The following is a 25,187-nucleotide window of genomic DNA, read 5'->3' as shown; positions in this document are numbered from 1 at the left end:
CCCCACCCGGTCGGAGGACCGGGTGGGGCCCCGGGCCCGAGGGCAAGGGGAGTCCGGCTCAGAGCCCGGGACTCAAGAGCCCGAGTCTCAGAGCTCCAGCCGCTGCCCAGGGACGATGACGTCGGGATCCCCGCCGATGACGGCCTTGTTGGCGGCGTAGATCCGCTGCCAGGTGGTCCCGTGCCGCGCCGCGATCCGGCTCAGTGTGTCGCCGCTGCGGACGGTGTAGTCGCCGCGGGACGAGCCGCGGCCGGTGTGGCCCGTCGAACGTTCCGGCGCCTTCGCCGGCTTGGACGGGGCTGCCTTGGTGCTGGTGTCGGCGCTGGGCGTGGACGTCGCCGGCGCGCTGCCGGACGCGCCCGCGCGTGCCGAACAGATGGGCCAGGCGCCCCAGCCCTGCCCACGCTGCACCTTGGTGGCGACAGCGATCTGCTGCGCCTTGGAGGCCTTGTCGGCCGTGGACGCGTAGGCCGAACCGCCGTACGCGCGCCAGGTGCCGGCGGAGAACTGGAGTCCTCCGTAGTAGCCGTTTCCGGTGTTGATGTGCCATTTTCCGCCGCTCTCGCACTGGGCGATACGGTCCCACACTCCGCCGTCCGCCGCTGCGGCGTTGCCGTTCGCGGCGAGCAGTCCGAGCGGGGCGAGCAGCGCCGCCCCGGCGAGGACCGCCGTCGTACGAGTCTTACGAGTGTTATCGGCACATTCGGACATGTATTTCCCTCTCGAAGGACCCGGGGTCCCCCAAAACGGTCCGGAATTCCCCGCGTTTCGACGCGATCGTTCCGTTCCGCCCCGTCCGCCGGAGGTGGTGCTGGTGATGCTGATGATGCTTGTACTGATGCTTCTTGCTGGCTTTGGTGCGGCCGGCGGACGTACCCGAGCGGTGCTCGCTGCACACGGCGGAGCAATGTAGGGAGCCGAGAGGCCCTATATCAACCAACTCCTTGTCATTCCAGGCCAGTTCGCCGTTACCGGGGGTATCGTCGAATTTGAGCTACCCACTTCATTCGCCGATTTCCGGATTTGTCGACCACCATCCCTGACGATCTGTGACCCACCTCACCCGATCAACTTCCTTGGAAATCCGAGAAGTTGGCGTGGAGTAACGGATTCCGCAGCCGGGTTCACCCTGTGCTCCGGATGGTTCGATTCCGTTCGCTCTCGGGCGTGACTCCGGCCACAGATCGTCCGTTGTCTTCTTCATGAGCCGGGAACCCGTCCGGTTCATGGGCCGGGAGCCACCCGACCACACCACGCACCGCATCCCGAGGAGCCACCCGTGCCGCGCATGCTCGACGTCAGCGACGACGTACGCGCCGAGATCGGCGACGAAGAAGCCGACCGGCTGCTCGCCGGAGAGAACGCCCCGGGCAGTTACGACTGCACGTCCTGCCGCACCCAGGGCGACTCCGAACAGGAGCGCACCAGCACCGTCCTGTTCATCGGCGACGAGACCGCCGTACTCGCCTTCGCCCACGCCACCTGCCTGCCCTCGCAGGTCGTCCAGGTGACCGAGGAGCAACTGCAGGGGGCCGTCCGTTCCATCACCGGCGACGAGCGTCCCGCCGAGGCACAGCCCGAGCAGGCCGTCCTCGGTGTCACCAGCGGACTCGTCCTGCTCGGCGGCGAGCTGCATCCCGCGCTCGTCGTCGAACCGACCGGGCGCATCGCCCGCCCGGGCGCGACGGGAGACGGCGGCGACGACTTCCTGCCGCTCCTCATCGAGCAGGGCTTCATGCCGGTGAGCCGGCTCACCGAGGTGCCGCCCGTGCTGCACGGCTGGTCCGTACTGCTCGCGATGGGCCAGCTGCACGCGGTCCTGCAGCCCGGTACCGGCGGCGGCTCACCCGTCGCCTGGTGGCAGGCCCACCAGCCGCTCCAGGTCACCGACAGCTGGCGGGCGGCCGCCAACAAGCACCAGCAGGTGCTGCTGTTCGCGGCCCCGGTCGGCTCGATCGGCCGCCAGCCCCGCGAGGACCTGCTGCGCGACGCCCTCGACAAGGCCGCGGCGGACGGCAAGCTGGTGGCGAGCGCGATGCCCCTGGCCGGTACCTGAGCGCGGGCCCGGCTCCCCGAATGCGCCGGGCACACTCCCGGTGACCTGCCCAAGCGGACCGTCGGCCGCATCCGAAGGGCGGCGGGGTCGTTGGCACATACGTGCACACCTACGACGCCCCCCGCCGCCTGCCGTACACGTCCCCGATCCCGGCCATGCGGCCGCCCCAGGACTCTGCGGGCAGCCCCTCGGCCACGCCGATCTACGACGCGCTGTGCGCGGAGTACCGCAGGTCCTTCCGGACCCTGCCGGGCGACCGGAGCGGCGAGGAGGATCTCGGCTTCACGGCCTTCGGGACCGGCCCGCACAGCTCGGGCCAGCACGGTACGGGCCTGCTCAGCACGGGCTCGTACAACTCGGGTTCGTACACGTCGACTTCGTACGGCACGCGACACGGCGCCGGTCAGCACCAGACCGGGCAGATGTCCACGCACCAGAACCAGCCCCCCGCGGCCGTCTGGCAGCCGGTGGCACGGCAGCACACCACGGGTCTGATCCCGGCGGCGCTGCCGCCCGGACCGCGCCGGGAACGCTGACGGACAGGGGAAAGGGCGACCTGCACTGTGCAGGTCGCCCTTTCCCCTGTCCGGACAAGGCACGTCCGGTGTCGGACAAGGTCCGTCCGGGGTCCGGAGGTAGGCCGTCCGGTTACTTCTTCTTGCCGCGCTTCTCGCGCACCCGCACCGAGATGTGGATCGGCGTGCCCTCGAAGCCGAACTCCTCGCGCAGCCGGCGCTCCACGAAGCGGCGGTAGCCGTGCTCGATGAAGCCCGAGGAGAAGAGCACGAACCTCGGCGGCTTCGTGCCCGCCTGTGTGCCGAAGAGGATGCGCGGCTGCTTGCCGCCGCGGATCGGGTGCGGGTGGGCGGCGACCAGCTCACCGAGGAAGGCGTTCAGCCGGCCCGTCGGAACGCGCGCCTCCCAGCCGCCCAGCGCGGTCTCGATCGCCGGGACCAGCTTCTCCATGTGCCGGCCCGTACGCGCCGAGACGTTCACCCGGGGCGCCCACGCGACCTGGCCGAGCTCGGTCTCGATCTCGCGCTCCAGGTAGTAGCGGCGCTCCTCGTCGAGGTTGTCCCACTTGTTGAAGGCGAGGACGATCGCGCGGCCCGCCTCCACGGCCATGGTCACGATGCGCTGGTCCTGGACGCTGATGGGCTCGGTGGCGTCGATCAGGATGACCGCGACCTCCGCCTTCTCGACGGCGGCGGCGGTGCGCAGCGAGGCGTAGTAGTCGGCGCCCTGCTGGAGGTGGACACGCTTGCGGATGCCCGCCGTGTCGACGAACTTCCAGGTGACACCGCCGAGTTCGATGAGCTCGTCGACCGGGTCGCGGGTGGTGCCCGCGACCTCGTTGACGACCACGCGGTCCTCGTTCGCCACCTTGTTCAGCAGTGACGACTTGCCGACGTTCGGACGGCCGATGAGGGCGATACGGCGAGGCCCGCCGACCGCCATACCGAATGTCTGGGCCGGAGCCTCGGGCAGCGCCTCCAGGACGGCGTCCAGCATGTCGCCGGTGCCGCGGCCGTGCAGCGCGGAGACGGGGTGCGGCTCGCCGAGACCGAGGGACCAGAGATACGCGGCGTCGGCCTCGCCGCTCAGTCCGTCCACCTTGTTCGCGCACAGCACGACGGGCTTGCCGGCCTTGCGCAGGAGTCGTACGACCGCCTCGTCGGTGTCCGTGGCGCCGACCTTGGCGTCCACGACGAAGACCACCGCGTCGGCCGCCTCGATCGCGAACTCGGCCTGCGCGGCGACAGAGGCGTCGATGCCGAGGACGTCCTGCTCCCAGCCGCCGGTGTCGACGAGCTTGAAGCGGCGGCCCGCCCACTCGGCCTCGTAGGTGACGCGGTCGCGGGTGACGCCCGGCTTGTCCTCGACGACGGCCTCGCGGCGGCCGATGATGCGGTTCACCAGGGTCGACTTGCCGACATTCGGGCGGCCGACGACGGCGAGGATCGGGAGCGGGCCGTGGCCTGCCGCCTCGATCGCGCCCTCGATGTCCTCGGCGTCGAAGCCCTCTACCGCGGCGAGCTCCATGAACTCCGCGTACTCGGCATCGCCAAGCGCCCCGTGCTCGTGCTCCGAGCCGTCGGGCTGGATCTGGTCGTTCATGAAGTCCGTACCTCGTTCATCGTGGTGATCGGTGGAACGCCCCGTATGGGGTGATCCACTACTCAAGTGTCTCTTAGCGCCCGGTCAGACGCCTGGCGTTTTCCAGGTGCGCCGTGAGCTGCTTCTGGATGCGTACGGTCGCCTCGTCGAGCGCCTTGCGCGTACGCCGTCCGCTGCCGTCGCCCGCCTGGAAGGGGTCGCCGAAGACGACGTCGACCCGGCTGCGCAGCGGGGGCAGCCCCTTTATCAACCGTCCGCGTCTCTCCGTGCTTCCCAGGACGGCGACCGGGACGATCGGAGCGCCGCTGCGGACGGCGAAGTAGGAGAGCCCGGCGCGCAGTGAGGCGAAGTCGCCCTCGCCCCGGGTGCCCTCGGGGAAGATCCCGAGGACGCCGCCGTTCTCCAGGACGCCCAGCGCCCGGGTGATCGCGGTGCGGTCGGCGATCGCACGGTCCACCTTCAGCTGCCCGATGCCGAGCAGGAATGGGTCGAGCGGACCGATGAACGCCTCCTTCTTGATCAGGAAGTGCGTGGGCCGGGGCGCCACGCCCATGACCATCGGGCCGTCGATGTTGTGCGAGTGGTTGACGGCGAAGATGACCGGGCCGGTCGCGGGGACCCGCCAGGCGCCCAGGACGCGCGGCTTCCACAGCCCGTACATCAGGCCGACGCCGATGCGGCGCCCGACCTCGGCACCGCGTACGGAGGGGGCCTTCGAGGCGGGAGCTTGCGCGGAGGGAGCCTGGGTCACTTCGCGGCCCGCTTCTCCTCGACGAGTGTGACGACGCACTCGATGACCTGCTGCAGCGTGAGGTCGGAGGTGTCCACCTCGACCGCGTCGTCCGCCTTCGCGAGCGGCGAGGTCGTGCGGCTGGAGTCGGCCGCGTCCCGCTTGATGAGGGCCGCGCGGGTGGCGTGGATGTCGGCGCCCTTGAGCTCGCCGCTGCGGCGGGCGGCGCGCGCCTCCGGCGACGCGGTGAGGAAGATCTTCAGGTCGGCGTCGGGCAGCACGGTCGTACCGATGTCCCGGCCCTCGACCACGATGCCGCTCTCGGCCGCCGAGGCGATCGAGCGCTGCAGCTCGGTGATCCGGGCGCGCACCTCGGGCACGGCGCTGACCGCGCTCACCTTGGAGGTGACCTCCTGGGTGCGGATCGGGCCCGCGACGTCCGTGCCGTCGACCGTGATCGTCGGCGCCGAGGGATCCGTACCGGACACGATGTCGGGCTTTCCGGCCGCGGCCGCGATCGCGGAGGGGTCGGTGACGTCGATCCCGTTGTTCACCATCCACCAGGTGATCGCCCGGTACTGGGCGCCCGTGTCCAGGTAGCTCAGGCCGAGCTGCGCGGCGACGGCCTTGGAGGTGCTCGACTTGCCCGTGCCGGAGGGACCGTCGATGGCGACAATCACGGCCGGAGCGGTCCGGGCGGCGGTGGTTTCCACGGGTGCGGGCACCTTCCTGGTACGGGGTGGCGGGCTGGTACGGGCGCGATCGCGCCCCGAACAAGGTTACTGGCTTCCCGGACCCCGTTTTACGGCCCCTTCGGCACCCCCGTCACGCCCCCTGGGCCGCCGCCACGATGATCACCAGCACCAGGATGGCCAGCACGATCGTCAGGCCGATGGCGAGGGAGCGCGCACCGCTCGGCTGCTGCGTCGGGATCATCTGCTGCGGCAGCTTCATCTGCTTCGTCCGGGGCCCGGTCGGCACGCTCGGCACGGTGTCGTTGAACACGTCGTGCCCGGTGGCCGCGGCCCGCGCGCACCAGGGGCAGGCGGTCAGATGGGAGCCGTAGCTGTGCCGCGGCCGGTCCGGGCAGACCCGGGCCAGACGGCGCTCCTCGTCCAGGGCGCGCAGCCACTCCTGCGCCTGGGGCCGGGCGGCCGGGTCCGTCACGCCGGGTCCGAACGCGCGCTGGGCGAGGGTGAGCAGCGCGGGCGGCAGGACGGTCGGGTCGATGACTCCGCGCGGGATGATCACGCAGCCGGGCTCGGCGACGTACGAGCGGCTGGCCGCGATGTTGTCCTTGACCGTCGTCTCGGACTCGCTGTCGTGCGGTACGCCGCCGAAGGGATGGTTCCCGGCGGTCAGCAGCTGGTAGATCAGCACCGCGAGCGCGAAGTCGTCGCTCTGCCGGGTGGCGGGGCCGCCCGCGAGGCGTTCCGGGGCGGCGTAGTCGGCGGTCTGCATCAGACAGGGGAACTCCTCGCGCGTCGCCGGGTCGGTGAAGGCGATGGAGTCGCAGTCGAGGAAGGTGACGAAGCCGTTGGCGTCGACCACCACGTTGTTGCTGGAGAAGTCGCCGACGATCAGGCCCTCGTGGTGCATCCGCGCGGTCATGAAGGCGAGGTTCCAGCCGACGCCGAGCATGAACCGCCAGTCGGTCTGCTCGGGGAACAGCCGCAGCCGCTGGGCACGGGTGAAGAGACCGACGAGCTGCACGTGCCCGGGCTCGCCGAACCGGCGCATCGCGTAGCCGAGGAACTCGCCCTTGGAGCCGCGGGCCACCGCGGTGGGCCAGGCCAGTTCGGGCGGCTGGCCGGGGCCGATGGGGCGGCCGCCGAGCGGGGTCATGGTCAGCATGCGTTCCAGGCGGCGCTCCTGCTCGGCGCCCGGCGGCTCGCGGTAGAGCTTGACGACGATCCGGTCGTGGCCCGCGACGGGGAAGACGGTCGCCTGACCGCCGCCTTTGATGGGCTGCGGTCCGAGCACCACGGGCCGGCCGTTGAGGAGGACTCCTGGTCCGGTCTGGTCCGTCATCCGCCGAGTCCCGTCGAGTCCGTCTTGGCCTGGCTCATGTACTGACTCATGTCCCGATCCGAGTCCCGGCTCATGTCCCGATCCGAGTCCTGGCTCATGTCCCGATCCAAGCCCCGGCTCATGTCCTGACCGCCCTCAGCAGTGTCTTGTCGTCGCCGTTGAGGGCGGTCAGCCGGTCGGAGCGGAGCAGCGCCGCCAGATCGTCCTCGTCCTCCTCGGGATCGGCGCCCGGGATGTCGAGGGACCGGAGGACCGCCGAGGTGAAGGAGGCGTTGGGCACCGGTGGCCGTCCGCCCAGCGCGGCCTGCGCGAGCCCGTCAGTGGACAGCAGCACCCCGTCGACGCCGTCGTCGAGCACGCACGCGGTGCTCACCCGGTCCTCGGCTCCCGGCGAGGTGAGGAAGACGGTCTCGTTGCTGTACTCGCTGACGGCCGCGGGCTGCGGAAGCAGATGGAACAGCCGCTCCCCGTCGCGGCCACGGCCTGCCCGGAGTACGACGAATCCGTCGCCGACCGAGAGATGGCCGAGCCAGGCCGGGGTGAGCACCACCACGGTGAGCGTGGTGGCGAAGTCGTAGGCCTCGCCGCCCGTGCGGTGGAGGAACTCCTTGCAGACCGCGCGGAAGGCGTCCGCCAGTAGGGTGCACGCGGCCTCGCCGGGCGGGCAGGGCTCGGCCGCCCGGCGAGCGAAATGCTCGGTGGCCAGGTCGACCGCGAGCCGGGACCCCTCGTCGGAGCGGCTGCGGCTGCCCGCGCCGTCCGCGACCGCGAGGACGGTGACGGCATCCGACACGGCCTGCCCCCAGGCGTCCTGGCACGGCACACCGCTCTGCCGGTGCCGATAGCCCTCGACACTCAGCCCGTGAACCCTCCAGGTCGCGCTCACCCGGCCACCCCGCTCATGCCGCTCACCCGGCCATCCCGCTCGTCCGAGGTCCGGCCATCCCGCTCGTCCAGAGCCCGGCCATCCGACTCACGCTTCCCAGGCCGGGCGCTGCGTCCTGAACCGGGCGAAGATCTTCTCGAAGACCTCGTCGCCGGCGCCCCGCTGCTCGGCGTTGGCGCTGGCCGACATCATCTGCAGCAGTTCGCGGAACGGGAAGCCGTGCAGCCGAGCGTTGAAGTTCGGCGCGAGCGCTCTGAGTACCTGCTCCCCCATGTCGGAGATGTCGCCGACCCCGATCGCGTACAGCCGGTACTTCCGGGCCTGCTGGTCGTCGGTGAGCATCGGTACGAGGCGCTGCCAGGCGTTGGTCCAGTGACCGGTGCCGTCAGTGGGCAGTCCGTCGGTCACCAGGCAGATCTGCGGGCGGTAGTACTGCAGTCCGGAGGCGCGCAGCTCGGTCTTGCGGGCGGCGACGACGCGTACGGCCAGTTCGAGGGCCTCGGTGAGCAGGGTGACGCCCGCCGCGCCGAGGACCGGGGCCTGGAAGGCGTGCGCGGGCACGAAGGGGCTCACGGGCGTCTGCGGGGGCAGCGGCTGCGCCCCTCTCCAGGCGCACACGCCGTGCCCGCCGAAGGTGACGACGGCGACCTCGACGCTGTAGCTGAGGCTGACGTCGTCGTGGAGTTCGCGGGTCCAGGCGTGCAGCGCGTCGTTCAGTGCCTGGATGGGCGCGCCGGCCATGGAGCTCGAGGTGTCGAGGCAGAGCACCAGCGGGAGGCGCTGCGCGTTGTTCTCGAATTCGATGTCCGCGTAGGACGCCGGGAGCGTCTTGGGCTGGCGTTCGTTGCGCATGGGAGTCTCCCGCAGGGCAGGTGGTTCGGGCGTCAGGCGTGGTCGTCCGCGGCTCGCCGGTGGCGGCTGCGCGGGAGGACGATCAGAACGTCCGGGTCGCCCGGCGTTCCGCCGGGGTCCGTCACGTCGACCAGGGTGCCGAGGGCCGGCGGCGGTGTGTCGGGGTCGGTCCACTCGGCGCGGTAGAGGCAATGGTCGAGTTCGACGTACCCCTGGGGGTGGAGTTCGGTGCGTACGGCGGCCGTACGTCTGGGCGTTTCGGGTTCGCGATGCCGCCGTACGGGCGGCGGGGGCCTGGGTGCGGCGCGGTGGCGGGGTCCCGGGGTGGGGCCCGGCCCGGCCACGGCCAGGGCGGGGCTGACCCGGGTGCGGCGCACGGCCAGGGTGAGGAGGGTGAGGAGGAGCAGGAGTACGGCGGCCGCGCCGAGAGTGAGCCAGAGCAAGGAGTCGTCCCCGGAACCGGTGCCGGGCTTCCCGGCATCCCTGCCGACCTCCTCGGCCAGTCCGTCGGCGAGCAGTTCCCGGCCCTCGACGTCCCGCGCCAGCAGAGAGACGGTGCTCTTGCACGGCGGGCCGCAGGCACGCGAGGCCTTCAGGGCGTCCCTGATGTCCTTGTCCAGGCGGCTCACCACGCTCTTCGGGCCCACCCTGCGCTTCTCGGCGAGGAGGAACAGCACGGTGCCGCCGGGGCCCGTGGCGGCCGAGTCGGCGACCGAGACGGTGCCGAGCTCGGCATGGCGGTCCGCCTGTTCGAGCGCGGTCCAGCCCTCCTTGCCGAAGTTCAGTTTCCGGTCGACGACCAGGTCCAGGGGCTTGCCGCCGGCCCTGGACTCCGCCCAGCAGAGCACCTGATCGCCGGAGCAGTCGGCGGCGACCGCCGTTGCGGCGGGCACCAGGTGGAACACCGTGACGAGAAAAGCGATGAGCATGATTCCGCGACCCATGACACCCCCGTTCGGGCGCAGGAAAAGCACATCGCATATTAGAGGCGAATACCGGCCCGCCGGATAGCTGTCGGGGGATTTCGTATCCGTTCGCGCAGCCGGCTGTGACCGCCTCATGAAGTCCCGCTTCTAGAGCCCGAACACCTCCTGGCACCTGGTGAACATCTGCCTCGCGCGTTCCGCCCAGTCACTGGCCAGCCGGTCGAAGTCCCGCGGTGTCATACGGCTGGTGAGCGGGAGTACGCAGACTCCGGCGAGGCAGGGATGCGGGCCGCGGACGTCCCAGACGGAGAGCATGGGGATCAGTTGTTCGGTATTCCAGGCATTCGCCGCCGCGGCGGCCAGGGCCAGTTGATCCTCCCGCAGAACATGACCGTCCGTCATGAAGGCGACAAGTAATTCTCTGGTGGTCATGAAACGGATGGTGACCACGCGTCCCGTTTCCGGCACGGCGAATTCCAGAGTGACGGAAGTGGCATCCGAGGTGGCAGCTCTGGCGCGGCTGTGGCCCGCCCAGTTCTCGACCAACTGCCGCCAGTGGGTGCCTACTTCGGGCACCGGTCCGGAAGTGGCCTCAGCGTGCGCCACGGCGCACCGCCTCCACGACCATGGAACCGGTCAGCCCGGCGTCGAGCAGCGCCTGCGCGTGCAGTTGGAGACAGGAGGGAACGCTCGGGGGCAGCCCGGGATCCGGGTCGGAGCCCGGGTCGACGCGGGTGGCGAGGTCCTTGACCCGGGCCCGGATGGCCTCGGAGACCGCGGGCGGGGGCCAGTCGGCGGCGTCCCCGACGCCCGCGAGGAACTCCCGCAGCAGCACGTCGAGTCGGGGCCGTTCCTCGGGGAGCCGGGCGAGGCAGCGGACAAGGATGCCGCGCAGCCCGTCCGGCACTCCGTCCCATACGGGGTCTCCGTGGAGGACCCGGTAGATCACACCGTCGGTGTCCCCGAAGGGCGAGTGTCCCGTCGCCGCGTAGACGAGTACCCCGGCCAGCGAGAAGACGTCGCTCGGCGGGCCGACCGGCCCGGCCGTGAGCTGCTCGGGCGACATGTAGTGGGGCGTGCCCATCGCGAAGCCGGGCCTGGTGAGCTTGGGCGCTCCGGACACCAGGGAGATACCGAAGTCGATGACACGGGGTCCGTCGGCGGCCAGCAGGACGTTGGCGGGCTTGAGATCCCGGTGCACGACCTTGCCGGCGTGGATGGCCTGGAGCGCCTCGACCAGGCCCGCACCCAGGACGCGTACCTGCGCCTCGTTGAAGGGGCCCGCCGCACGGACCGCCTCCGAGAGCGCGGGCCCGGGTACGTACACGGTCGCGAGCCAGGGCGGATCGCCCTCGGGGTCGGCATCGACGACGGCCGCGGTGAAGGCACCACCCACGGCCCGCGCGGCCGCCACCTCACGCGCGAACCGCTGCCGGAACTCCGGGTCGGCCGCGAACTCCTGCCGCACCACCTTCACCGCCACGGCCCGCCCACCGGGCGACCGGGCGAGATACACCCACCCCATGCCACCCGACCCGAGCCGCCCCACGATGCGATAGGACCCCACCCGCAGGGGATCACTCACCGGCGTCCTCACACGGCCCACCTCATTCGCACGGAGAGATGCGGAGAGATACCGAGTGTGCCCCGAACAACGTCACCAGGACGGGTCGTTCGCCCACATCTACGGCCGAATCCCACATCTCCGGGGCGCAATCCCCTGGCCGTACGCCCGCATCACACGGCCCGCCCGCCAAGTCACGCCGCCCGCCGCGGCCCGGACGCGCGGCCCTACCGCCAAAGTCACGCCGGCCGCCGCGGCCGGAACACCCGGCGCTACTGCCGGATCGCCCAGCCCCGCTCCCGCAACGCCGCCGTCAACACCGGCGCCGCCGACGGCTTCACCATCAGCTCCACCAGGCCCGCCTGCTGCCCGGTCGCATGCTCGATGCGTACGTCCTCGATGTTGACGCCCGCGCGGCCCGCGTCGGCGAAGATGCGGGCCAGTTGGCCCGGCTGGTCGTCGATCAGGACGACGACACTCTCGTACGTGGTGGGGGCGGCGCCGTGCTTGCCGGGGACGCGGACCTGGCCGGCGTTGCCACGGCGCAGCACGTCCTCGATGCCGGTGGCGCCCTCGCGGCGCTTGGCCTCGTCGGAGGACTGGAGGGCGCGCAGGGACTGCACGGTCTCGTCGAGGTCGGCGGAGACGTCGGCGAGGAGGTCGGCGACCGGGCCCGGGTTCGCGGAGAGGATGTCGATCCACATCCGCGGGTCGGACGCGGCGATCCGGGTCACGTCACGGATGCCCTGACCGCAGAGCCGTACGGCCGCTTCCTCGGCGTGCTCCAGTCGTGCGGCGACCATGCTCGACACCAGGTGCGGCATGTGCGAAACGAGGGCGACCGCGCGGTCGTGGGCGTCGGCGTCCATGACGACCGGTACGGCACGGCAGTGCGAGACCAGCTCCAGCGCGAGGTTCAGCACCTCTGTGTCGGTGTCACGGGTCGGCGTCAGCACCCAGGGGCGCCCCTCGAAGAGGTCACCGGTGGCAGCCAGGGGGCCCGACTTCTCGCGGCCCGACATGGGGTGCGAACCGATGTACGCGGACAGGTCGAGGCCCAGCGACTCCAGCTCACGACGCGGCCCGCCCTTGACGCTGGCCACGTCGAGGTAGCCGCGCGCCACCCCGCGCCGCATCGCGTCGGCGAGAGTCGCCGCCACATGCGCGGGCGGCGCCGCGATGATCGCGAGGTCGACGGGGCCCGCGGGCTCCTCGTCCGTGCCGGCGCCGAGCGCGGCCGCCGTACGGGCCTGCTCCGGGTCGTGGTCGGCGAGGTGCACGACGACGCCACGCCCGGCCAGGGCCAGCGCGGCCGACGTGCCGATGAGTCCGGTGCCGATGACGAGTGCGGTTCTCACTGGGCGATGTCCTTGCGCAGCGCGCCCGCGGCGCCCAGGTAGACGTGCGCGATGTCGGAGCGGGGCACGTCGGACTCGATGTGCGCGAGGACCCGTACGACCCGGGGCATCGCGTCCTCGATGTCCAGCTCCTGCGCGCAGATCAGCGGTACGTCGACGATGCCGAGCTTGCGCGCGGCCGCCGCCGGGAAGTCGCTGTGCAGGTCGGGCGTCGCCGTGAACCAGATACTGATCAGGTCGTCGGTGGTCAGCCCGTTCCGCTCGAGGATGGCGGTGAGCAGCTCGCTGACCTGCTCGTCCATGTGCCCGGCCTCGTCCCGCTCCAGTTGGACGGCGCCCCGGACCGCTCGTACCGCCACGGTGATGCTCCTTGCTGATGTGCGTACCGGCTCTTGGTACATCCAGCCTAGTCAGCCCTCAGGGCGCCGGTGCGCGGCGCCCGCCTGCCGAGACGGCCGCCGCATGCCTGGAAGGGCACCCCCAAGAGGCTCAGATCTGCTGCTGCTTGACGAGGTCCTCGATCGAGCCGGCCGGCAGATGTCCGTCAGGGGTCAGCCTGTCGACCACCTCGGGCAGCGTCCGGGCGATCTCCGTGGCGACCTGGTCGGTCGTGACGCCCGCCTGCTCGGCGACCTGCTTGAGGGTCTCGTCGGGCAGCGCCTGCTGGATCTGCGCGCCGGTCACGGGCCGGTTCTCGCCGGTGCCGACCCAGGAGTCCTTCTGCTCCGCGAGGCCGGACTTGGTGAGCAGGTCCATCAGGCCGCCCAGCGGATTGCCACCACTGCCGCCCTGCCCGTTCATGAGCGCCTGGAGCAGCGAGCCGAGGACGCCGGCCCCACCGGATCCGCCGGCCCCACCGGCGGTGCCGCCCTGGCCGCCTCCGTCGAGGACACTGCCGAGCAGACTGCCCAGATCGTTACCCGCCATGGTCGCGCCTTTCGTGGATGCGGCCGGGCCCATCCCCTGGGTGCCCGGCCTCAGACCCTGCCAATGTCACCCGAATCACCCCTTCCCGCCACTTGAGGGCCAGTTGCCCAAAAAGACTCCTCGAAGTCGCTCTTGTGCACCTCTGGACGCCGGGCCCGCGGGTCCGCTTGCATGGATGAGGCTGTCCGTGCCGCTCTTCGGGGGAGACAAGAATGAAGCGTTCCGGACCCCTCTTCACTCTGCTCGCGGGACTGCTGGTCGCCCTGTTCATGCTGTCGCTCAACGCGACGACGGGGACGCGCAGCACGTCGACCGGGAGCGAGTCGTCACCCGACGCGGCGTCGGTGAGCCCGACACCCACAGCTACGCCCGCACCGAGCGAACCGTCGCCGTCGCCCAGCCCGTCGAAGACCGCCGTGCCGAACGGCGACTACGCGGGCCGCACCGACGACGACTCCTCCGCGGTCGCGGTCACGCTGCGCGACGGCAAGGCGGTCGCGTACTTCTGTGACGGCCGGGACCAGGAGTCGTGGCTGAAGGGCGACGTCAAGGCCGACGGCAGCATGCGGCTCACCAGCCGGTCGGGCGGCGTACTCACCGGCGAGCTGACCGGCAAGCGGATCCGCGGCACGGTCGAGATGGGACAGCAGGACTACGGCTTCACGGCCGACAAGGCCGTCAAGCCCTCCGGGCTGTACCGCGCGACCGCGACCGTACGCGGCGCCGAGGTCGACGGCGGCTGGATCGTCCTGCCGGACGGCCGCCAGGTCGGCATCGTCAAGCGCGACGGCAAGCCCGCGGCCGCGCCCCTCATCGACCCCGAGACCGGCGCCGTGACGGTCGACGGACAGCAGCTCACCGCCCGACCCGTGACCCCTTGATCCCGTGACCCATGATCCCCACGCCCACCCTTGCCTCTGTCCTCAGCTCCGCAGCTCCGCCCCTTGCCCCATGACCGTGACCGCAGGGAGCCGACCATGACCGTGGACCCGAACGCCGCCACCCAGGGCTTCCCCTCGCCCGATCCCGCCCACCGTCGCCCGGGAGCCGCCCGCTATCTCGTACCGGCCCTGGTCGCGGGCGCGGTCGCCGTCGGCCTCGGCGTCTACGGAAAGGTGCACGACCCGGAGGGCACCGCCTTCAACCTGGCGGGCTTCAACAGCACGGGCGCGGTCAAGTCGTGGCTCGCCACGGCCGCGATGGGCTTCGCGGTCGTGCAGTTCGTGTCGGCACTCATGGTGTACGGGCGGCTGCCGGGGCCGAGCTGGTCCGGGGTGCTGCACCGCTGGTCGGGCCGGATCGCGTTCCTTGTCGCGGTACCGGTAGCCGTGCACTGTTTGTACGCATTGGGCTATCAGACATATGAACCGCGCGTCTTGTGGCACTCACTCCTGGGTTGCTTCTTTTTCGGTGCTTTCAGTGCCAAGATGCTGCTGCTCCGCTCGGAGCGTCTGCCCGGCTGGGTGCTGCCCATCGTCGGCGGACTGGTCTTCTCTGCCCTCACGGTGGTCTGGCTGACCTCCGCCCTCTGGTTCTTCCGCACGTTCGGAGTGACGACATGACCAACCCCTCGACGCGGCGCACGGTTCTCGCTGCGGGCGCGGCCGCGCTGCTCGTCGGCTGCAGCGAGTACGGGGACGAGAACGACGGGGGCGACACGGTGGAGCCCGCTTCCCCGGACGCTTCGGGGAGCCCGACCGGGGGCGAGGCGCCGGCCGGCGAGGAGCTCACCAAGACCGGCGACATCCCGGTCGGCGGCGGCAAGATCTTCAAGGACGAGAAGGTCGTCGTCACCCAGGCCGAGCAGGGCGACTTCAAGGCCTTCTCGGCGGTCTGCACCCACCAGGGCTGCACGGTCGCCAACGTCTCGGACGGCACGATCAACTGCACCTGCCACGGCAGCAAGTTCCGCGTCGCCGACGGCTCGGTGGCCGACGGCCCGGCCCAGAAGCCGCTCCCCGAGAAGCAGATCACGGTCACCGGGGACTCGATCAGCGTGGCGTGAACCGGCTCCCGGGACGGCCCGGCTCGGCCGGTCAGGCGTCCCAGAGCGCCCCCAGTGCCATCAGGTCCCCCTGGTACTCGATCCTGTCGGCCCACTCCGTAGGCCATACATCGGCACCGAGGTACGCCCCCGCGAAGGCGCCGGCGAGGCATGCGATCGAGTCCGAGTCCCCCGAGGTGCAGGCGGCCCGGCGCAGGGCCGTCACGGGCTCGTCCACGAAGAGCAGGAAGCACAGCAGGCCGGTGGCGAGGGCCTCTTCCGCGATCCATCCGGCACCGGTGGCCAGACACGGGTCCGTCTCGGGCGACGGTGACCGCAGTGCCTGCTGAAGCCGCTCCAGGGCCTCCAGGCACTCGTCCCAGCCGCGCGCGATGAAGTGCGTCGGCGTCGGGTCCTGGGCGCGGGTCCACAGATCGCCGAGCCAGCGGTCGTGGTAGCGGGTGCGGTTCTCGTACGCGTACGAGCGCAGCAGTCCGACCAGGCCCGTCGGCTCGGCGCCCTGCGCGAGCAGACGCACCGCGTGCGCGGTGAGGTCGGAGGCGGCGAGCGCCGTCGGGTGGCCGTGTGTGAGCGCGGCCTGCAACTGGGCGGCCCCCGCCCGCTGTTCGTCGCTCAGCCCCGGGACGAGGCCGAGGGGAGCGACACGCATGTTGGCACCGCAGCCCTTCGACCCCACCTGGCTGGCCTGCTGCCAGGGCAGGTCCTCGCGCTCCAGCAGCTCGCAGGCGGTCAGGCAGGTGTTGCCCGGCGCGCGGTTGTTCTCCGGCGACCGATTCCAGGCGATGAACTCCCTGCGCACCGGCTCTTCCAACTCCCGGGGCCCGAGCAGCCCCCGATCCGTCGCCGTCCGCAGCCCCCGTCCCAGCGCCAGCGTCATCTGCGTGTCGTCCGTGACGTACGCGGGATCCGGCAGCTCCATCTCGCGCCAGGGCCCGAACGTGGCGAGGATCGACGGCACGTCCTTGAACTCGGTGGGGTAGCCGAGCGCGTCCCCGAGGGCGAGCCCGACCAACGCCCCGGTGGCGGCGTGCTTCCTGACGGTCGTGGTCATGAGGGTCGTCCTTCCGTAGACGAAGACAGTGCCGATGCCGGTCGCAGCAGCGGGGGGTGCAGGGCGGTGGCGGTACCCGCGCGATACAGCGCGGCGGGTTTGCCCCGCCCGCCGGTCAGCCGTGCGGCACCGGGGATCTGCTCGACGAAACCGGGCGTGGCAAGGACCTTGCGCCGGAAGTTCGGCCGGTCGAGAACCGTGCCCCATACGGTCTCGTAGACCTGCTGGAGCTCCCCGAGGGTGAACTCCGGCGGGCAGAACGCCGTGGCGAGGCAGGTGTACTCGAGCCTGGCACCGACCCGTTCATGTGCGTCGGCGAGGATCCGGTCGTGGTCGAAGGCGAGCGGCCCGAGCCCGTCGTACGGCAGCCATCGCGCGCTCGCCGCGTCCCCGCCGCCGTGCGGTTCGGGTGGGTCGGGCAGCAGCGCGGTGTATGCCACGGAGACGACCCGCATCCGGGGATCGCGGTCCGGCTCGCTGTACGTGCGCAGCTGCTCCAGATGGAGCCCCGAGACGTCCGACAACCCGGTCTCCTCGGCGAGTTCGCGCCTGGCGGCCGTCTCGGCGGACTCCTTGGGCAGCACGAAGCCGCCGGGCAACGCCCAGCGGCCCGCGTACGGCTCCTGTCCGCGCTCGATCAGCAGCACCTGGAGTGCGCCCGCCCGGACCGTGAACACCGCGAGATCGACGGTGACGGCGAACGGCTCGAAGGCGTGCTTGTCGTAGCCCTCGGGTGCGGTGCCCTCTGCTGCGGCCACGCTGCCCACCTCCTTAATAGTCACTCAGACTATAAAGAGATGGGCGGCCGGTGGCAACCCCTCAACTCCCTTGCTTGGACGGCGCGAACGACGCCACCACCGCCCCGGCGGCCGAGGCTGCCGCCGAGACCCACAGCGCGGGGGCGCATCCGTCGATGAAGCTCTCCGCCGAGTCGTAGCCCCCGTACCGGACGAACACGGCCGCGGCCACGGCGACTCCGAAGACCCCGCCCAGCTCGCGCAGCGCGTTGTTGACGCCCGACGCGACGCCCACATCGGCGGGCGGCACCGACGAGCTCACGGCGTTCGCGACGGTGGGGAAGACCATCGAGATGCCGACTCCGGCGATGATCAGCGGCACGACCAGGCGGTCGTAGCTGACCCCGGGCTCCACCTGCCAGGCCATCAGCGCGAGTCCCACCGCCTGGAGGACGAGGCCCGTCAGCATGAAGGGCCGGTTCCCGAACCGGTCCGCGAGCGCGCCCGCGACCGGCGCGACGAGCAGCGGCGTGCCGGTCCACACCAGAATCCGCAGGCCCGCCTCCAAGGGGGTGTTGCCCAGGCCGACCTGGAAGAGCTGCGAGATCATGAACAGCGCGCCGAGCAGCGACATGAACATCAGGAAGACCGCGCCGTTGGCGGTGGAGAAGCCGCGCCGCCGGAAGTGCGCGAGCGGCAGCATCGGGTATTTCGCCCCCGACCGCTCCCAGCCGAGGAAGGCCGCCAGGAACACGACCCCGACGGCCAGGGCGACCAGCACCTCGGCACTCCCCCACCCGGCCTCCGGCGCCCGCACCGGTGCCCAGGCGAGCCCGGTCAGGCCTACGGCCGCCAACACCAGACCCACGATGTCCAGTTGAGGCCGCGGCCCGAAGCTCTCGCGCAGCTTCATCGCGGCGAGCGGAAGCATCACAAGCCCCAGGGGCACGTTCAGCCAGAAGATCCACTGCCAGGACAGGCCATCCGTGACGGCCCCGCCCAGCACCGGCCCGGCGGCCACCCCGAGCCCGCTCACCCCGCCCCAGAGGCCGATCGCCACGCCCCGCTTCTCGGCCGGGAACGCCTCGCTGATCAGGGTCAGGGTGAGGGGCAGCAGTACGGCCGCTCCGGCGCCCTGGACGGCACGTGCGGCGATGAGTTCACCGGCGCCGCCGGCCAGCGCGGCCCACGCGGAGGCCAGCGTGAAGACGGCGAGCCCGACGACGAACATCCGCCGCCGCCCGAACCGGTCGCCGAGCGCCGCGCCCGTCAGGGTCAGACAGGCGAAGACGAGGTTGTACGCGTTGATCGTCCACTCCAGGGCGGACAGGCTCGCCCCGAAGTCGGCCTGCAGCGCGGGCAGCGCGGTGGCGACGACCACCACGTCCAGCGCGCACAGGAGCGCCCCCAGCCCGGCAAGGACCACCGTCCAGACGCGCCGTGGGGGCGCGGTGGACGGTGGCTTGCGGGCGGGGGCGAGCAAGGTCTCTGCGATATCGATGTCAGCCATGAGGGATAAGCCCTTCCGTGAAAGTCACTCACGGAAGGCAGACCGGCCCCGCCCCGAAAAGGAATCGCGACCGAGGAACCCGACGAGCCGGTCGGAGGCACCGGCCCGGGGCGGCACGCCGACCGGCTCGGCGAAACGCACCCCGCGGTCCTCGTCCGCGACCACGCACCGCGCGACGGACAGCAGCTCGGCCGCGAGCGCGGACGGAATCGGCCGCGGCCGCCCGCAGGCCTGCGCCACGTCCCAGCCGTGCACGGCGATCTCGACGGCGCCGGTGGCCGCCATCACCCGGACGTCCAGCGGGCGGTCGCCCACGGTCACGGAGCGCCCCTCACCGGGCAGGGCCACCCAGGCGCCGAGCAGCGCGCAGGCCCGCCGCCGGAAGTCGCACGCGGGATCCGCGCGGCCTTCCGCCCCCGGGAAGAGACCGATCCGGCCGCCCGTCAGCCCCTCGTGCAGTGCGTCGAGCCCGTCGTCGAGATGACCGAGCAACTCCCCCAGGTCCCACCGCGCGCACGGGGTGGCCCGCCCCAGGCTCCCAGGGGCCACGGCGGCGACGCTTCCCAGGGCGTACGCGAGCGAACGTTCCAGCAGCTCCCCGGAGTTCACGACAGCACCTCCGGCATCCCGAAGCGCCCGGTCGGCCCCGGTTCCAGGAAGACGGTGATCCGCGTGATCTCCCGGTCCTCGACAGGTCCCTCGACGGTGAGCACCTGCACGGAGTGCGCCCGGTACGCCCCGTCCGCACCGCGCTTGTACGCCACCACGGCCGGCTGCCCGTTCGCCCGCGTGGGGAGCATCCGCATATATCCCTTCTTGTGGTCGAGCCCCTCCAGGAACCGCAGTACGTCCTTCCTCCCGCTGAACCACTCCAAGTAGGGCGGCATCTCCAGCTCGACGCCTTCCTGGAGCAGCCCGAGCAGCGCGTCCATGTCGGCGTGCTCGAAGGCTGCCACGTAGCGGTCGAGCACCGCACGGTCCCCCGCGTCCTCGGGCTCGACCACGAGGTCCTCGTCCGGAGCGACCTCGTCGAGCCGGGCACGCGCGCGTTGGAGGGTGCTTTTGACCGCCGCCGTCGAGGTCCCGAGCAACGCGGCGACCTCGGACGCCCGCCAGGCCAGTACGTCCCGCAGGAGGAGCACGGCCCGCTGCCGCGCGGGCAGGTGCTGCAGCGCGGCGACGAGCGCGAGCCGCAGACTCCCCCGCGCGGCCACCACGGACGCCGGGTCGACCAGCGCGTCGGGCAGCGGCTGCAGCCAGGGGACATCCGTGGCAGGCACCCTCACCGGCTCCTCAGGCGTCTGAGAGGGCGCGCCGAGCCCCGAGGGCAGCGGACGGCGCACACGGCTCTCCAGCGCCGTGAGACACGTGTTGGTGGCGATCCGGTGGAGCCACGTGCGCAGCGAGGCACGGCCCTCGTACCCGTCGTACGACCGCCAGGCCCGCAGATACGTCTCCTGCACCAGATCCTCGGCCTCGTCGACCGACCCCAGCATCCGGTAGCAGTGCGCAAGCAGCTCCCGTCGGTACGGATCCGTCAGCCGTACGAACTCGTCGCGGTCGGACGTCGTACTCATCGCCGTATCCCTTCGCTCGCCCACCGGTACAGACCGGCGGGCGGACGAAAACGCATCGGCCGGCGCCGAGAAATCCCGGAACCGGCCGACGCCGTGCGAAAAAACTCCCCCAAAGCCTCCTGAAAGCCTCCCGGAGGCCCCACCTGACGACTTCTAGAGGCCGACTTCCTTCATCAGCATCCCGACCTCGGTGTTCGACAGCCGCCGCAGCCACCCCGACTTCTGGTCGCCGAGGGTGATCGGCCCGAAGGACACGCGCACGAGCTTGTCGACCGGGAAACCGGCCTCGGCGAGCATGCGCCGCACGATGTGCTTGCGGCCCTCGTGCAGGGTCACCTCTACGAGGTAGTTCTTGCCGGTCTGCTCGACGACCCTGAAGTGGTCCGCCTTCGCGTACCCGTCCTCCAGCTGGATGCCGTCCTTGAGCTGCTTGCCCAGGTCGCGCGGGATCGGGCCCACGATGTGCGCGAGGTAGACCTTCTTCACGCCGTACTTGGGGTGGGTCAGGCGGTGCGCCAGCTCTCCGTGGTTGGTGAGCAGGATGACGCCCTCCGTCTCGGTGTCGAGCCGCCCGACGTGGAAGAGCCGCGTCTCGCGGTTCGTCACGTAGTCACCGAGGCACTGCCGGCCCTCCGTGTCCTCCATGGTCGACACGACGCCGGCGGGCTTGTTCAGCGAGAAGAACTGGTACGACTGCGTGGCGACGGTCAGCCCGTCGACCTTGATCTCGTCGTGCTCCGGGTCGACGCGCAGACCCTGCTCCATGACGATCTCGCCGTTGACCTCGACCCTGGCCTGCTCGACCAGCTCCTCGCAGGCACGCCGCGAACCGTAGCCCGCGCGCGCGAGCACCTTCTGCAGGCGCTCGCCCTCCTGCTCGGCGCCCGGGAAGGTCTTGGGCGGCTTGACGTCCGGCTTGCCCGCGTACCGGTCACGGTTGCGCTCCTCGGCGCGCGTCTCGTACTCACGGGAGCGCGCGGGCTCCGTACGGCCACCGCGCTGCTGTCCCTGCTTGGGACCGCCCTTGGCGCCGCCGCGTGCCGCGTTGCCGCGCCCCGACTTCGGGCCCTCGTGGGTGGCGCTGGGGCCCACGTCGTAGCGGCGCTCCTCGGGACGGGGCTTTCCAGCGCGCTTCGGCCTGTCGTCGCGCGCTCCCCCGCTCTTCGGCTGGGAGCCGCTCCCCCCGGTGCCGCGGGGCTTGCCGCCCCCACTGGTCCCCCGGGGCTTGCCGCCCCCACCGGTCCCCCGGGGGTTGCCGCGCCCGGTGTTCCTGCCACTGCCGCTGCCACTGCTTCGCATCAAAGTTCCGTCGTCGTCGTGTCGTCTGCATCTGCATCCGGTGCATCCGGATCGAACGACGGGACCCCTTCCAGCGTCTCGGCCTCGATCGCGTCCGCCTCGGGGAGGAAGGGCGCGAGCTCCGGGAGCTCGTCCAGGCCGCGCAGGCCCATTCGCTCCAGGAAGTAGTTCGTCGTCCTGTACAGGATCGCACCTGTTTCGGGTTCCGCGCCCGCCTCCTCGACCAGACCCCGCTGCAGGAGGGTCCGCATCACGCCGTCGCAGTTCACTCCACGGACCGCCGAGACCCGGGAACGGCTGACCGGCTGCCGGTACGCGACCACGGCCAGGGTCTCCAGCGCCGCCTGGGTGAGCCGGGCCTGCTGCCCGTCCAGCACGAAGCGCTCGACCGCCGCCGCGTACTCGGGCCGGGTGTAGAAACGCCAGCCACCGGCGACGAGCCGCAGCTCGAAGCCGCGCCCCTGGACGGTGTACTCGTCGGCCAGCGCGCGCAGCGCGTCCGCGATCTGCCGTTTCGGCCGCTCCAGGATCTTCGCGAGGTGCTCCACGGTCGCGGGCTCGTCCACGACCATGAGCACGGCCTCCAGGGCGGGCCGGAGGTCGAGGTCCGCGACGGTACGCGGTCCTGCCGGGGCCTCGATGGTGTCCTCGCTCACGTCTTCTCCTCCTTGACCGGCTCCGGCGGCCTGTCGAACTCGTCCGTCACCGTCGGCTGCGCATCCCCCTCCCCGCCCGTCCAGCGCACCATCAGCTCCCCCAGAGCCTCTTCCTGGTCCAGGGAGACCGCCTTCTCGCGATAGAGCTCCAGAAGGGCCAGGAAACGCGCCACGACGGTAAGGGTGTCGTCGGTGTCCTCGACGAGCGAGCGGAAACTGGCCTCCCCGAGCTCCCGCAGCCGCTCCACCACGATCGCGGCCTGCTCCTGCACGCTGACGAGCGGGGCGTGGATGTGGTCGACGTACACCTGGGGCTTCGGCTTCGGCTGCATCGCCTTCACGGCGAGCTTGGCGAATCCTTCCGCCCCGATGCTGATGACGACTTCGGGCAGCAGCTCGGCGTGGTGCGCCTCAAGACCGACGGTACGGGGGTAGCGCCGGGCCTCCTCCTCGAGGCGGCGGTTGAAGATGTCGGCGATCTGCTTGTAAGCGCGGTACTGCAGCAGCCGCGCGAAGAGCAGGTCCCGCGCTTCGAGCAGGGCCAGGTCGGCTTCGTCCTCGACCTCGGCGGAGGGCAGCAACCGAGCGGCCTTCAGGTCGAGCAGCGTGGCCGCGACGACAAGAAACTCGGTGGTCTGGTCGAGGTCCCAGTCCGGTCCCATGGCCCGGATGTGCGCCATGAACTCGTCGGTGACCTTGGAGAGCGCGACTTCGGTGACGTCCAGCTTGTGCTTGGAGATCAGCTGAAGCAGCAGATCGAAGGGCCCCTCGAAGTTGGCAAGCCGAACCTTGAAGACCCCGTCGTCGGGCTCTTCGGGTGCGGCGGGCTCAGGCTCGCTTTCCAGCTCGCCGGCGTTGTGGGCAGGCGTCTCGCCGGGCGATGGGGGTCCCCCCGCTCGAGCGGAGCCGAGAGTGGGGGAGGGTGGGCGCGACGCCCCACGGTCCGCAGCCTCAGAATCCGCCGGGCCCAGAACCTCGCTCTCCGCCGCAGGCGGCTCGGCTTCCGCAGAAGGTTCGGGCACCGGCTCGGGCGCGGGCTCCGCAGGCGGCAGGACCTCGGCCGGAGGCTCAGCCGGGGGCGCAGCCCCGGGCCCCCGTCCCAGCGCACGCCGACGGCCACCGGAACCGGCGGAGCCATCGGCGGGGACAGGGACGTCGTTCGAGGTCATAGCCGTCGCAGGCTACCGCTACCGCCCACGCAACCGTCGTACGAGAATGCTCGCGTCCCCACGAGACTCAAGATCCGCGAGCACCACGGCGACAGCCTCACGCACGATCCGCCCGCGATCGACGGCGAGCCCGTGCTCCCCACGGAGCACCAGCCGTGCGTGCTCAAGATCCATGAGCTCCTCGGCGGACACGTACACCGTGATCTTCTCGTCGTGCCGCTCACGCCCGCTGGGCCGCCGCCCGGACCCACGCCCGCGCTTCCGCGGCTGCGCGTTGGCGGAAGCCGCGGCAGAACCTTCCTGCGCCCCCTGCCGCCGCCCGGAACGCTCCGCGGTGGCGGCGCCCCGGCTGCGGGACTCCCCGTCGGAGGACTCGGCGTCGGCCGCGACATGTTCGTCGCCCTCACCGTCGCCGCCCTGTACGGGCACCGACTGCGGCGCGTCCTCCCCGGTGGCGGCAGCGGCGTCGCTCTCGCCCGCCGGAGCCGGCACCCGGGCCTCGCCGTTGGCCTGACGTCTGGGGCTGGACGCCTGGAGCGCCATCCCCCCGGTCGTACGGAACAGTTCGTCGGCCCCCGGCAGACTCACTCGGCGTGACACCGGGCGAGCACCTCCCTGGCGAGCTGGCGATAGGCGGCGGCCCCGACGGAGTTGGAGGCGTACGTCGTGATCGGCTCACCGGCGACCGTGGTCTCCGGGAAGCGGACGGTCCGGCCGATCACCGTGTGGTAGACGTGATCGTCGAACGCCTCGACCACCCTCGCGAGCACCTCACGGCTGTGCACGGTCCGCGAGTCGTACATCGTGGCGAGGATGCCGTCGAGCTCCAGCTCGGGGTTGAGCCGCTCCTGGACCTTCTCGATGGTCTCGGTGAGCAGCGCGACACCACGGAGGGCGAAGAACTCGCACTCGAGCGGCACGATCACCTTGTGCGCCGCCGTCAGGGCGTTGACGGTGAGCAGACCGAGCGAGGGCTGACAGTCGATCACGATGTAGTCGTAGTCGGCCATCAGCGGCTTCAGGGCCCGCTGCAGCGTGGACTCGCGCGCGACCTCGGACACCAGCTGAACCTCGGCGGCCGACAGGTCGATGTTGCTGGGCAGCAGGTCCATGTTCGGAACCGCCGTCTTCAGGAGCACCTCGTCGGCCGCCATGCCCCGCTCCATGAGCAGGTTGTAAACCGTGAGGTCGAGCTCCATCGGGTTGACACCGAGGCCCACGGACAGCGCGCCCTGCGGGTCGAAGTCGACGAGCAGGACCCGGCGTCCGTACTCCGCGAGCGCGGCGCCCAGATTGATGGTCGACGTCGTCTTGCCGACGCCGCCCTTCTGGTTGCACATCGCGATGATCTTCGCGGGGCCGTGGTCGGTCAGCGGGCCCGGGATCGGGAAGTACGGCAGCGGACGTCCGGTCGGGCCGATGCGCTCACGGCGCTGACGGGCCGCGTCGGGCGCGAGCGTGGCCGCGTACTCCGGATCGGGCTCGTACTCGGCGTCGGGGTCGTAGAAGTGCCCCTCGGGCAGGTCGTCGTAGTCGGCGAAGTGGGTGCGGTTCTCGCCACTTCCGTTGCCGGCCATGGCGTTCACGTGATGGCCATCCATGCTCTGGTGTGCTGTCTGAGTCATCTTCGGACTCTGGTGGGCTGCGAAGGTGCGCACAGCAACGGAGCCGACAGCCTCGAGCCCCGTGGGCCTTGAGCCCTGCGCAGGCATTCCTGGTTGACCACCCCCGGGAG

General features: G+C 71.3%; 28 protein-coding genes. 5 read left to right on the top strand and 23 right to left on the bottom strand.

What is annotated here, in order from left to right; all coding sequences use genetic code 11:
• Positions 1-87 precede the first annotated feature (87 nt).
• Positions 88-711: a LysM peptidoglycan-binding domain-containing protein gene (locus tag GAS53_RS22465; RefSeq protein ID WP_151479464.1), complete on the bottom strand. Its 624-nt coding sequence runs from the start codon at positions 709-711 to the stop codon at positions 88-90.
• A 568-nt stretch (positions 712-1,279) separates the two neighbouring features.
• Here GAS53_RS22465 and GAS53_RS22460 point away from each other — a divergent pair.
• Both GAS53_RS22460 and GAS53_RS22455 read left to right on the top strand, forming a co-directional pair.
• Positions 1,280-2,056, top strand: coding sequence for a hypothetical protein (locus tag GAS53_RS22460; RefSeq protein WP_151479463.1), 777 nt, complete (start codon positions 1,280-1,282; stop codon positions 2,054-2,056).
• A gap of 101 nt (positions 2,057-2,157) precedes the next feature.
• On the top strand, positions 2,158-2,592 hold the full coding sequence (locus tag GAS53_RS22455; protein WP_151479462.1) for a hypothetical protein: 435 nt from the start codon (positions 2,158-2,160) through the stop codon (positions 2,590-2,592).
• A 112-nt stretch (positions 2,593-2,704) separates the two neighbouring features.
• On the opposite strand, the gene der is transcribed toward GAS53_RS22455, so the two are convergent.
• From der to GAS53_RS22395, 12 genes are all read right to left on the bottom strand, one after another.
• Positions 2,705-4,174, bottom strand: coding sequence for a ribosome biogenesis GTPase Der (gene der / locus GAS53_RS22450; protein ID WP_151479461.1), 1,470 nt, complete (start codon positions 4,172-4,174; stop codon positions 2,705-2,707).
• Between the two features lie 73 nt (positions 4,175-4,247).
• Positions 4,248-4,964, bottom strand: a complete 717-nt coding sequence (locus GAS53_RS22445; RefSeq protein WP_192583235.1) for a lysophospholipid acyltransferase family protein — start codon at positions 4,962-4,964, stop codon at positions 4,248-4,250.
• Positions 4,922-5,617, bottom strand: coding sequence for a (d)CMP kinase (gene cmk, locus GAS53_RS22440; protein WP_151479460.1), 696 nt, complete (start codon positions 5,615-5,617; stop codon positions 4,922-4,924). Before cmk ends, GAS53_RS22445 begins: the two co-directional genes overlap by 43 nt.
• Before the next feature lie 112 nt (positions 5,618-5,729).
• Entirely contained in the window at positions 5,730-6,935 is a 1,206-nt protein-coding gene (locus GAS53_RS22435; RefSeq protein ID WP_151479459.1) for a protein kinase domain-containing protein, read from the bottom strand.
• Between the two features lie 118 nt (positions 6,936-7,053).
• Entirely contained in the window at positions 7,054-7,821 is a 768-nt protein-coding gene (locus GAS53_RS22430) for a PP2C family serine/threonine-protein phosphatase (RefSeq protein WP_151479458.1), read from the bottom strand.
• An 87-nt stretch (positions 7,822-7,908) separates the two neighbouring features.
• Positions 7,909-8,673 carry a vWA domain-containing protein gene (locus tag GAS53_RS22425; protein ID WP_151479457.1) on the bottom strand — a complete coding sequence of 255 codons (765 nt, stop codon included), beginning with the start codon at positions 8,671-8,673 and terminating at the stop codon, positions 7,909-7,911.
• 32 nt (positions 8,674-8,705) lie between these two features.
• Positions 8,706-9,617 carry a hypothetical protein gene (locus tag GAS53_RS57640; protein ID WP_151479456.1) on the bottom strand — a complete coding sequence of 304 codons (912 nt, stop codon included), beginning with the start codon at positions 9,615-9,617 and terminating at the stop codon, positions 8,706-8,708.
• Between the two features lie 129 nt (positions 9,618-9,746).
• Positions 9,747-10,031, bottom strand: a complete 285-nt coding sequence (locus GAS53_RS22415) for a hypothetical protein (RefSeq protein WP_225859036.1) — start codon at positions 10,029-10,031, stop codon at positions 9,747-9,749.
• 160 nt (positions 10,032-10,191) lie between these two features.
• Positions 10,192-11,184: a serine/threonine-protein kinase gene (locus GAS53_RS22410; protein ID WP_225859035.1), complete on the bottom strand. Its 993-nt coding sequence runs from the start codon at positions 11,182-11,184 to the stop codon at positions 10,192-10,194.
• A 251-nt stretch (positions 11,185-11,435) separates the two neighbouring features.
• Positions 11,436-12,521 carry a prephenate dehydrogenase gene (locus GAS53_RS22405; RefSeq protein WP_151479454.1) on the bottom strand — a complete coding sequence of 362 codons (1,086 nt, stop codon included), beginning with the start codon at positions 12,519-12,521 and terminating at the stop codon, positions 11,436-11,438.
• On the bottom strand, positions 12,518-12,880 hold the full coding sequence (gene aroH, locus GAS53_RS22400) for a chorismate mutase (protein WP_151479453.1): 363 nt from the start codon (positions 12,878-12,880) through the stop codon (positions 12,518-12,520). The genes GAS53_RS22405 and aroH overlap by 4 nt, the downstream gene beginning before the upstream one ends.
• Positions 12,881-13,010: 130 nt before the next feature.
• Entirely contained in the window at positions 13,011-13,481 is a 471-nt protein-coding gene (locus GAS53_RS22395; protein ID WP_404829267.1) for a YidB family protein, read from the bottom strand.
• 179 nt (positions 13,482-13,660) lie between these two features.
• Between GAS53_RS22395 and GAS53_RS22390 the strand changes: the two genes are divergently transcribed.
• The 3 genes from GAS53_RS22390 (at position 13,661) to GAS53_RS22380 (ending at position 15,453) form a co-directional block, all read left to right on the top strand.
• Positions 13,661-14,329: a hypothetical protein gene (locus GAS53_RS22390; RefSeq protein WP_151479451.1), complete on the top strand. Its 669-nt coding sequence runs from the start codon at positions 13,661-13,663 to the stop codon at positions 14,327-14,329.
• A 96-nt stretch (positions 14,330-14,425) separates the two neighbouring features.
• Positions 14,426-15,010 (top strand): DUF6529 family protein, encoded by a 585-nt coding sequence (locus GAS53_RS22385; RefSeq protein ID WP_151479450.1) that lies wholly within the window; start codon positions 14,426-14,428, stop codon positions 15,008-15,010.
• Positions 15,007-15,453, top strand: a complete 447-nt coding sequence (locus GAS53_RS22380) for a Rieske (2Fe-2S) protein (protein ID WP_151479449.1) — start codon at positions 15,007-15,009, stop codon at positions 15,451-15,453. Before GAS53_RS22385 ends, GAS53_RS22380 begins: the two co-directional genes overlap by 4 nt.
• A gap of 31 nt (positions 15,454-15,484) precedes the next feature.
• On the opposite strand, the gene GAS53_RS22375 is transcribed toward GAS53_RS22380, so the two are convergent.
• The 10 genes from GAS53_RS22375 to GAS53_RS22330 form a co-directional block, all read right to left on the bottom strand.
• Positions 15,485-16,504, bottom strand: coding sequence for an ADP-ribosylglycohydrolase family protein (locus GAS53_RS22375; protein ID WP_151479448.1), 1,020 nt, complete (start codon positions 16,502-16,504; stop codon positions 15,485-15,487).
• Positions 16,501-17,262: an NUDIX hydrolase gene (locus GAS53_RS22370; protein WP_151479447.1), complete on the bottom strand. Its 762-nt coding sequence runs from the start codon at positions 17,260-17,262 to the stop codon at positions 16,501-16,503. Before GAS53_RS22370 ends, GAS53_RS22375 begins: the two co-directional genes overlap by 4 nt.
• A 61-nt stretch (positions 17,263-17,323) precedes the next feature.
• Positions 17,324-18,751: an MFS transporter gene (locus GAS53_RS22365; protein ID WP_151479446.1), complete on the bottom strand. Its 1,428-nt coding sequence runs from the start codon at positions 18,749-18,751 to the stop codon at positions 17,324-17,326.
• A 24-nt stretch (positions 18,752-18,775) separates the two neighbouring features.
• A complete protein-coding gene (locus GAS53_RS22360) occupies positions 18,776-19,360 on the bottom strand; it encodes a TIGR03086 family metal-binding protein (protein ID WP_151479445.1) in 585 nt (194 codons plus the stop codon).
• Positions 19,357-20,328, bottom strand: a complete 972-nt coding sequence (locus GAS53_RS22355) for a sigma-70 family RNA polymerase sigma factor (protein WP_151479444.1) — start codon at positions 20,326-20,328, stop codon at positions 19,357-19,359. Before GAS53_RS22355 ends, GAS53_RS22360 begins: the two co-directional genes overlap by 4 nt.
• A 153-nt stretch (positions 20,329-20,481) precedes the next feature.
• Positions 20,482-21,627: a pseudouridine synthase gene (locus GAS53_RS22350; RefSeq protein WP_151479443.1), complete on the bottom strand. Its 1,146-nt coding sequence runs from the start codon at positions 21,625-21,627 to the stop codon at positions 20,482-20,484.
• On the bottom strand, positions 21,627-22,283 hold the full coding sequence (gene scpB, locus GAS53_RS22345; RefSeq protein ID WP_151479442.1) for an SMC-Scp complex subunit ScpB: 657 nt from the start codon (positions 22,281-22,283) through the stop codon (positions 21,627-21,629). Before scpB ends, GAS53_RS22350 begins: the two co-directional genes overlap by 1 nt.
• Positions 22,280-23,452 (bottom strand): segregation and condensation protein A, encoded by a 1,173-nt coding sequence (locus GAS53_RS22340; protein ID WP_151479441.1) that lies wholly within the window; start codon positions 23,450-23,452, stop codon positions 22,280-22,282. The genes scpB and GAS53_RS22340 overlap by 4 nt, the downstream gene beginning before the upstream one ends.
• Before the next feature lie 18 nt (positions 23,453-23,470).
• Entirely contained in the window at positions 23,471-24,052 is a 582-nt protein-coding gene (locus GAS53_RS22335) for a hypothetical protein (RefSeq protein ID WP_151479440.1), read from the bottom strand.
• On the bottom strand, positions 24,037-25,164 hold the full coding sequence (locus GAS53_RS22330) for a ParA family protein (protein WP_079053143.1): 1,128 nt from the start codon (positions 25,162-25,164) through the stop codon (positions 24,037-24,039). The genes GAS53_RS22335 and GAS53_RS22330 overlap by 16 nt, the downstream gene beginning before the upstream one ends.
• Positions 25,165-25,187: the final 23 nt, after the last annotated feature.

Source organism: Streptomyces albicerus (genome assembly GCF_008905045.1).
In the GTDB taxonomy this organism is placed as follows: domain Bacteria; phylum Actinomycetota; class Actinomycetes; order Streptomycetales; family Streptomycetaceae; genus Streptomyces; species Streptomyces albicerus.
This window is presented reverse-complemented; position numbering and strand designations above follow the sequence as displayed.

Excerpts from the sequence above, each read along its gene's own strand:
- GAS53_RS22355 (WP_151479444.1), bottom strand. The coding sequence starts at position 20,328 with ATGAGTACGACGTCCGACCGCGACGAGTTCGTACGGCTGACGGATCCG.
- GAS53_RS22380 (WP_151479449.1), top strand. The coding sequence starts at position 15,007 with ATGACCAACCCCTCGACGCGGCGCACGGTTCTCGCTGCGGGCGCGGCC.
- GAS53_RS22465 (WP_151479464.1), bottom strand. The coding sequence starts at position 711 with ATGTCCGAATGTGCCGATAACACTCGTAAGACTCGTACGACGGCGGTC.
- GAS53_RS22350 (WP_151479443.1), bottom strand. The coding sequence starts at position 21,627 with ATGCGAAGCAGTGGCAGCGGCAGTGGCAGGAACACCGGGCGCGGCAAC.
- der (WP_151479461.1), bottom strand. The coding sequence starts at position 4,174 with ATGAACGACCAGATCCAGCCCGACGGCTCGGAGCACGAGCACGGGGCG.
- GAS53_RS22395 (WP_404829267.1), bottom strand. The coding sequence starts at position 13,481 with ATGGGCCCGGCCGCATCCACGAAAGGCGCGACCATGGCGGGTAACGAT.
- GAS53_RS22330 (WP_079053143.1), bottom strand. The coding sequence starts at position 25,164 with ATGCCTGCGCAGGGCTCAAGGCCCACGGGGCTCGAGGCTGTCGGCTCC.
- GAS53_RS22385 (WP_151479450.1), top strand. The coding sequence starts at position 14,426 with ATGACCGTGGACCCGAACGCCGCCACCCAGGGCTTCCCCTCGCCCGAT.
- GAS53_RS22365 (WP_151479446.1), bottom strand. The coding sequence starts at position 18,751 with ATGGCTGACATCGATATCGCAGAGACCTTGCTCGCCCCCGCCCGCAAG.
- GAS53_RS22340 (WP_151479441.1), bottom strand. The coding sequence starts at position 23,452 with ATGACCTCGAACGACGTCCCTGTCCCCGCCGATGGCTCCGCCGGTTCC.
- GAS53_RS57640 (WP_151479456.1), bottom strand. The coding sequence starts at position 9,617 with ATGGGTCGCGGAATCATGCTCATCGCTTTTCTCGTCACGGTGTTCCAC.
- GAS53_RS22425 (WP_151479457.1), bottom strand. The coding sequence starts at position 8,673 with ATGCGCAACGAACGCCAGCCCAAGACGCTCCCGGCGTCCTACGCGGAC.
- GAS53_RS22390 (WP_151479451.1), top strand. The coding sequence starts at position 13,661 with ATGAAGCGTTCCGGACCCCTCTTCACTCTGCTCGCGGGACTGCTGGTC.
- GAS53_RS22375 (WP_151479448.1), bottom strand. The coding sequence starts at position 16,504 with ATGACCACGACCGTCAGGAAGCACGCCGCCACCGGGGCGTTGGTCGGG.
- GAS53_RS22415 (WP_225859036.1), bottom strand. The coding sequence starts at position 10,031 with ATGACCACCAGAGAATTACTTGTCGCCTTCATGACGGACGGTCATGTT.
- GAS53_RS22435 (WP_151479459.1), bottom strand. The coding sequence starts at position 6,935 with ATGACGGACCAGACCGGACCAGGAGTCCTCCTCAACGGCCGGCCCGTG.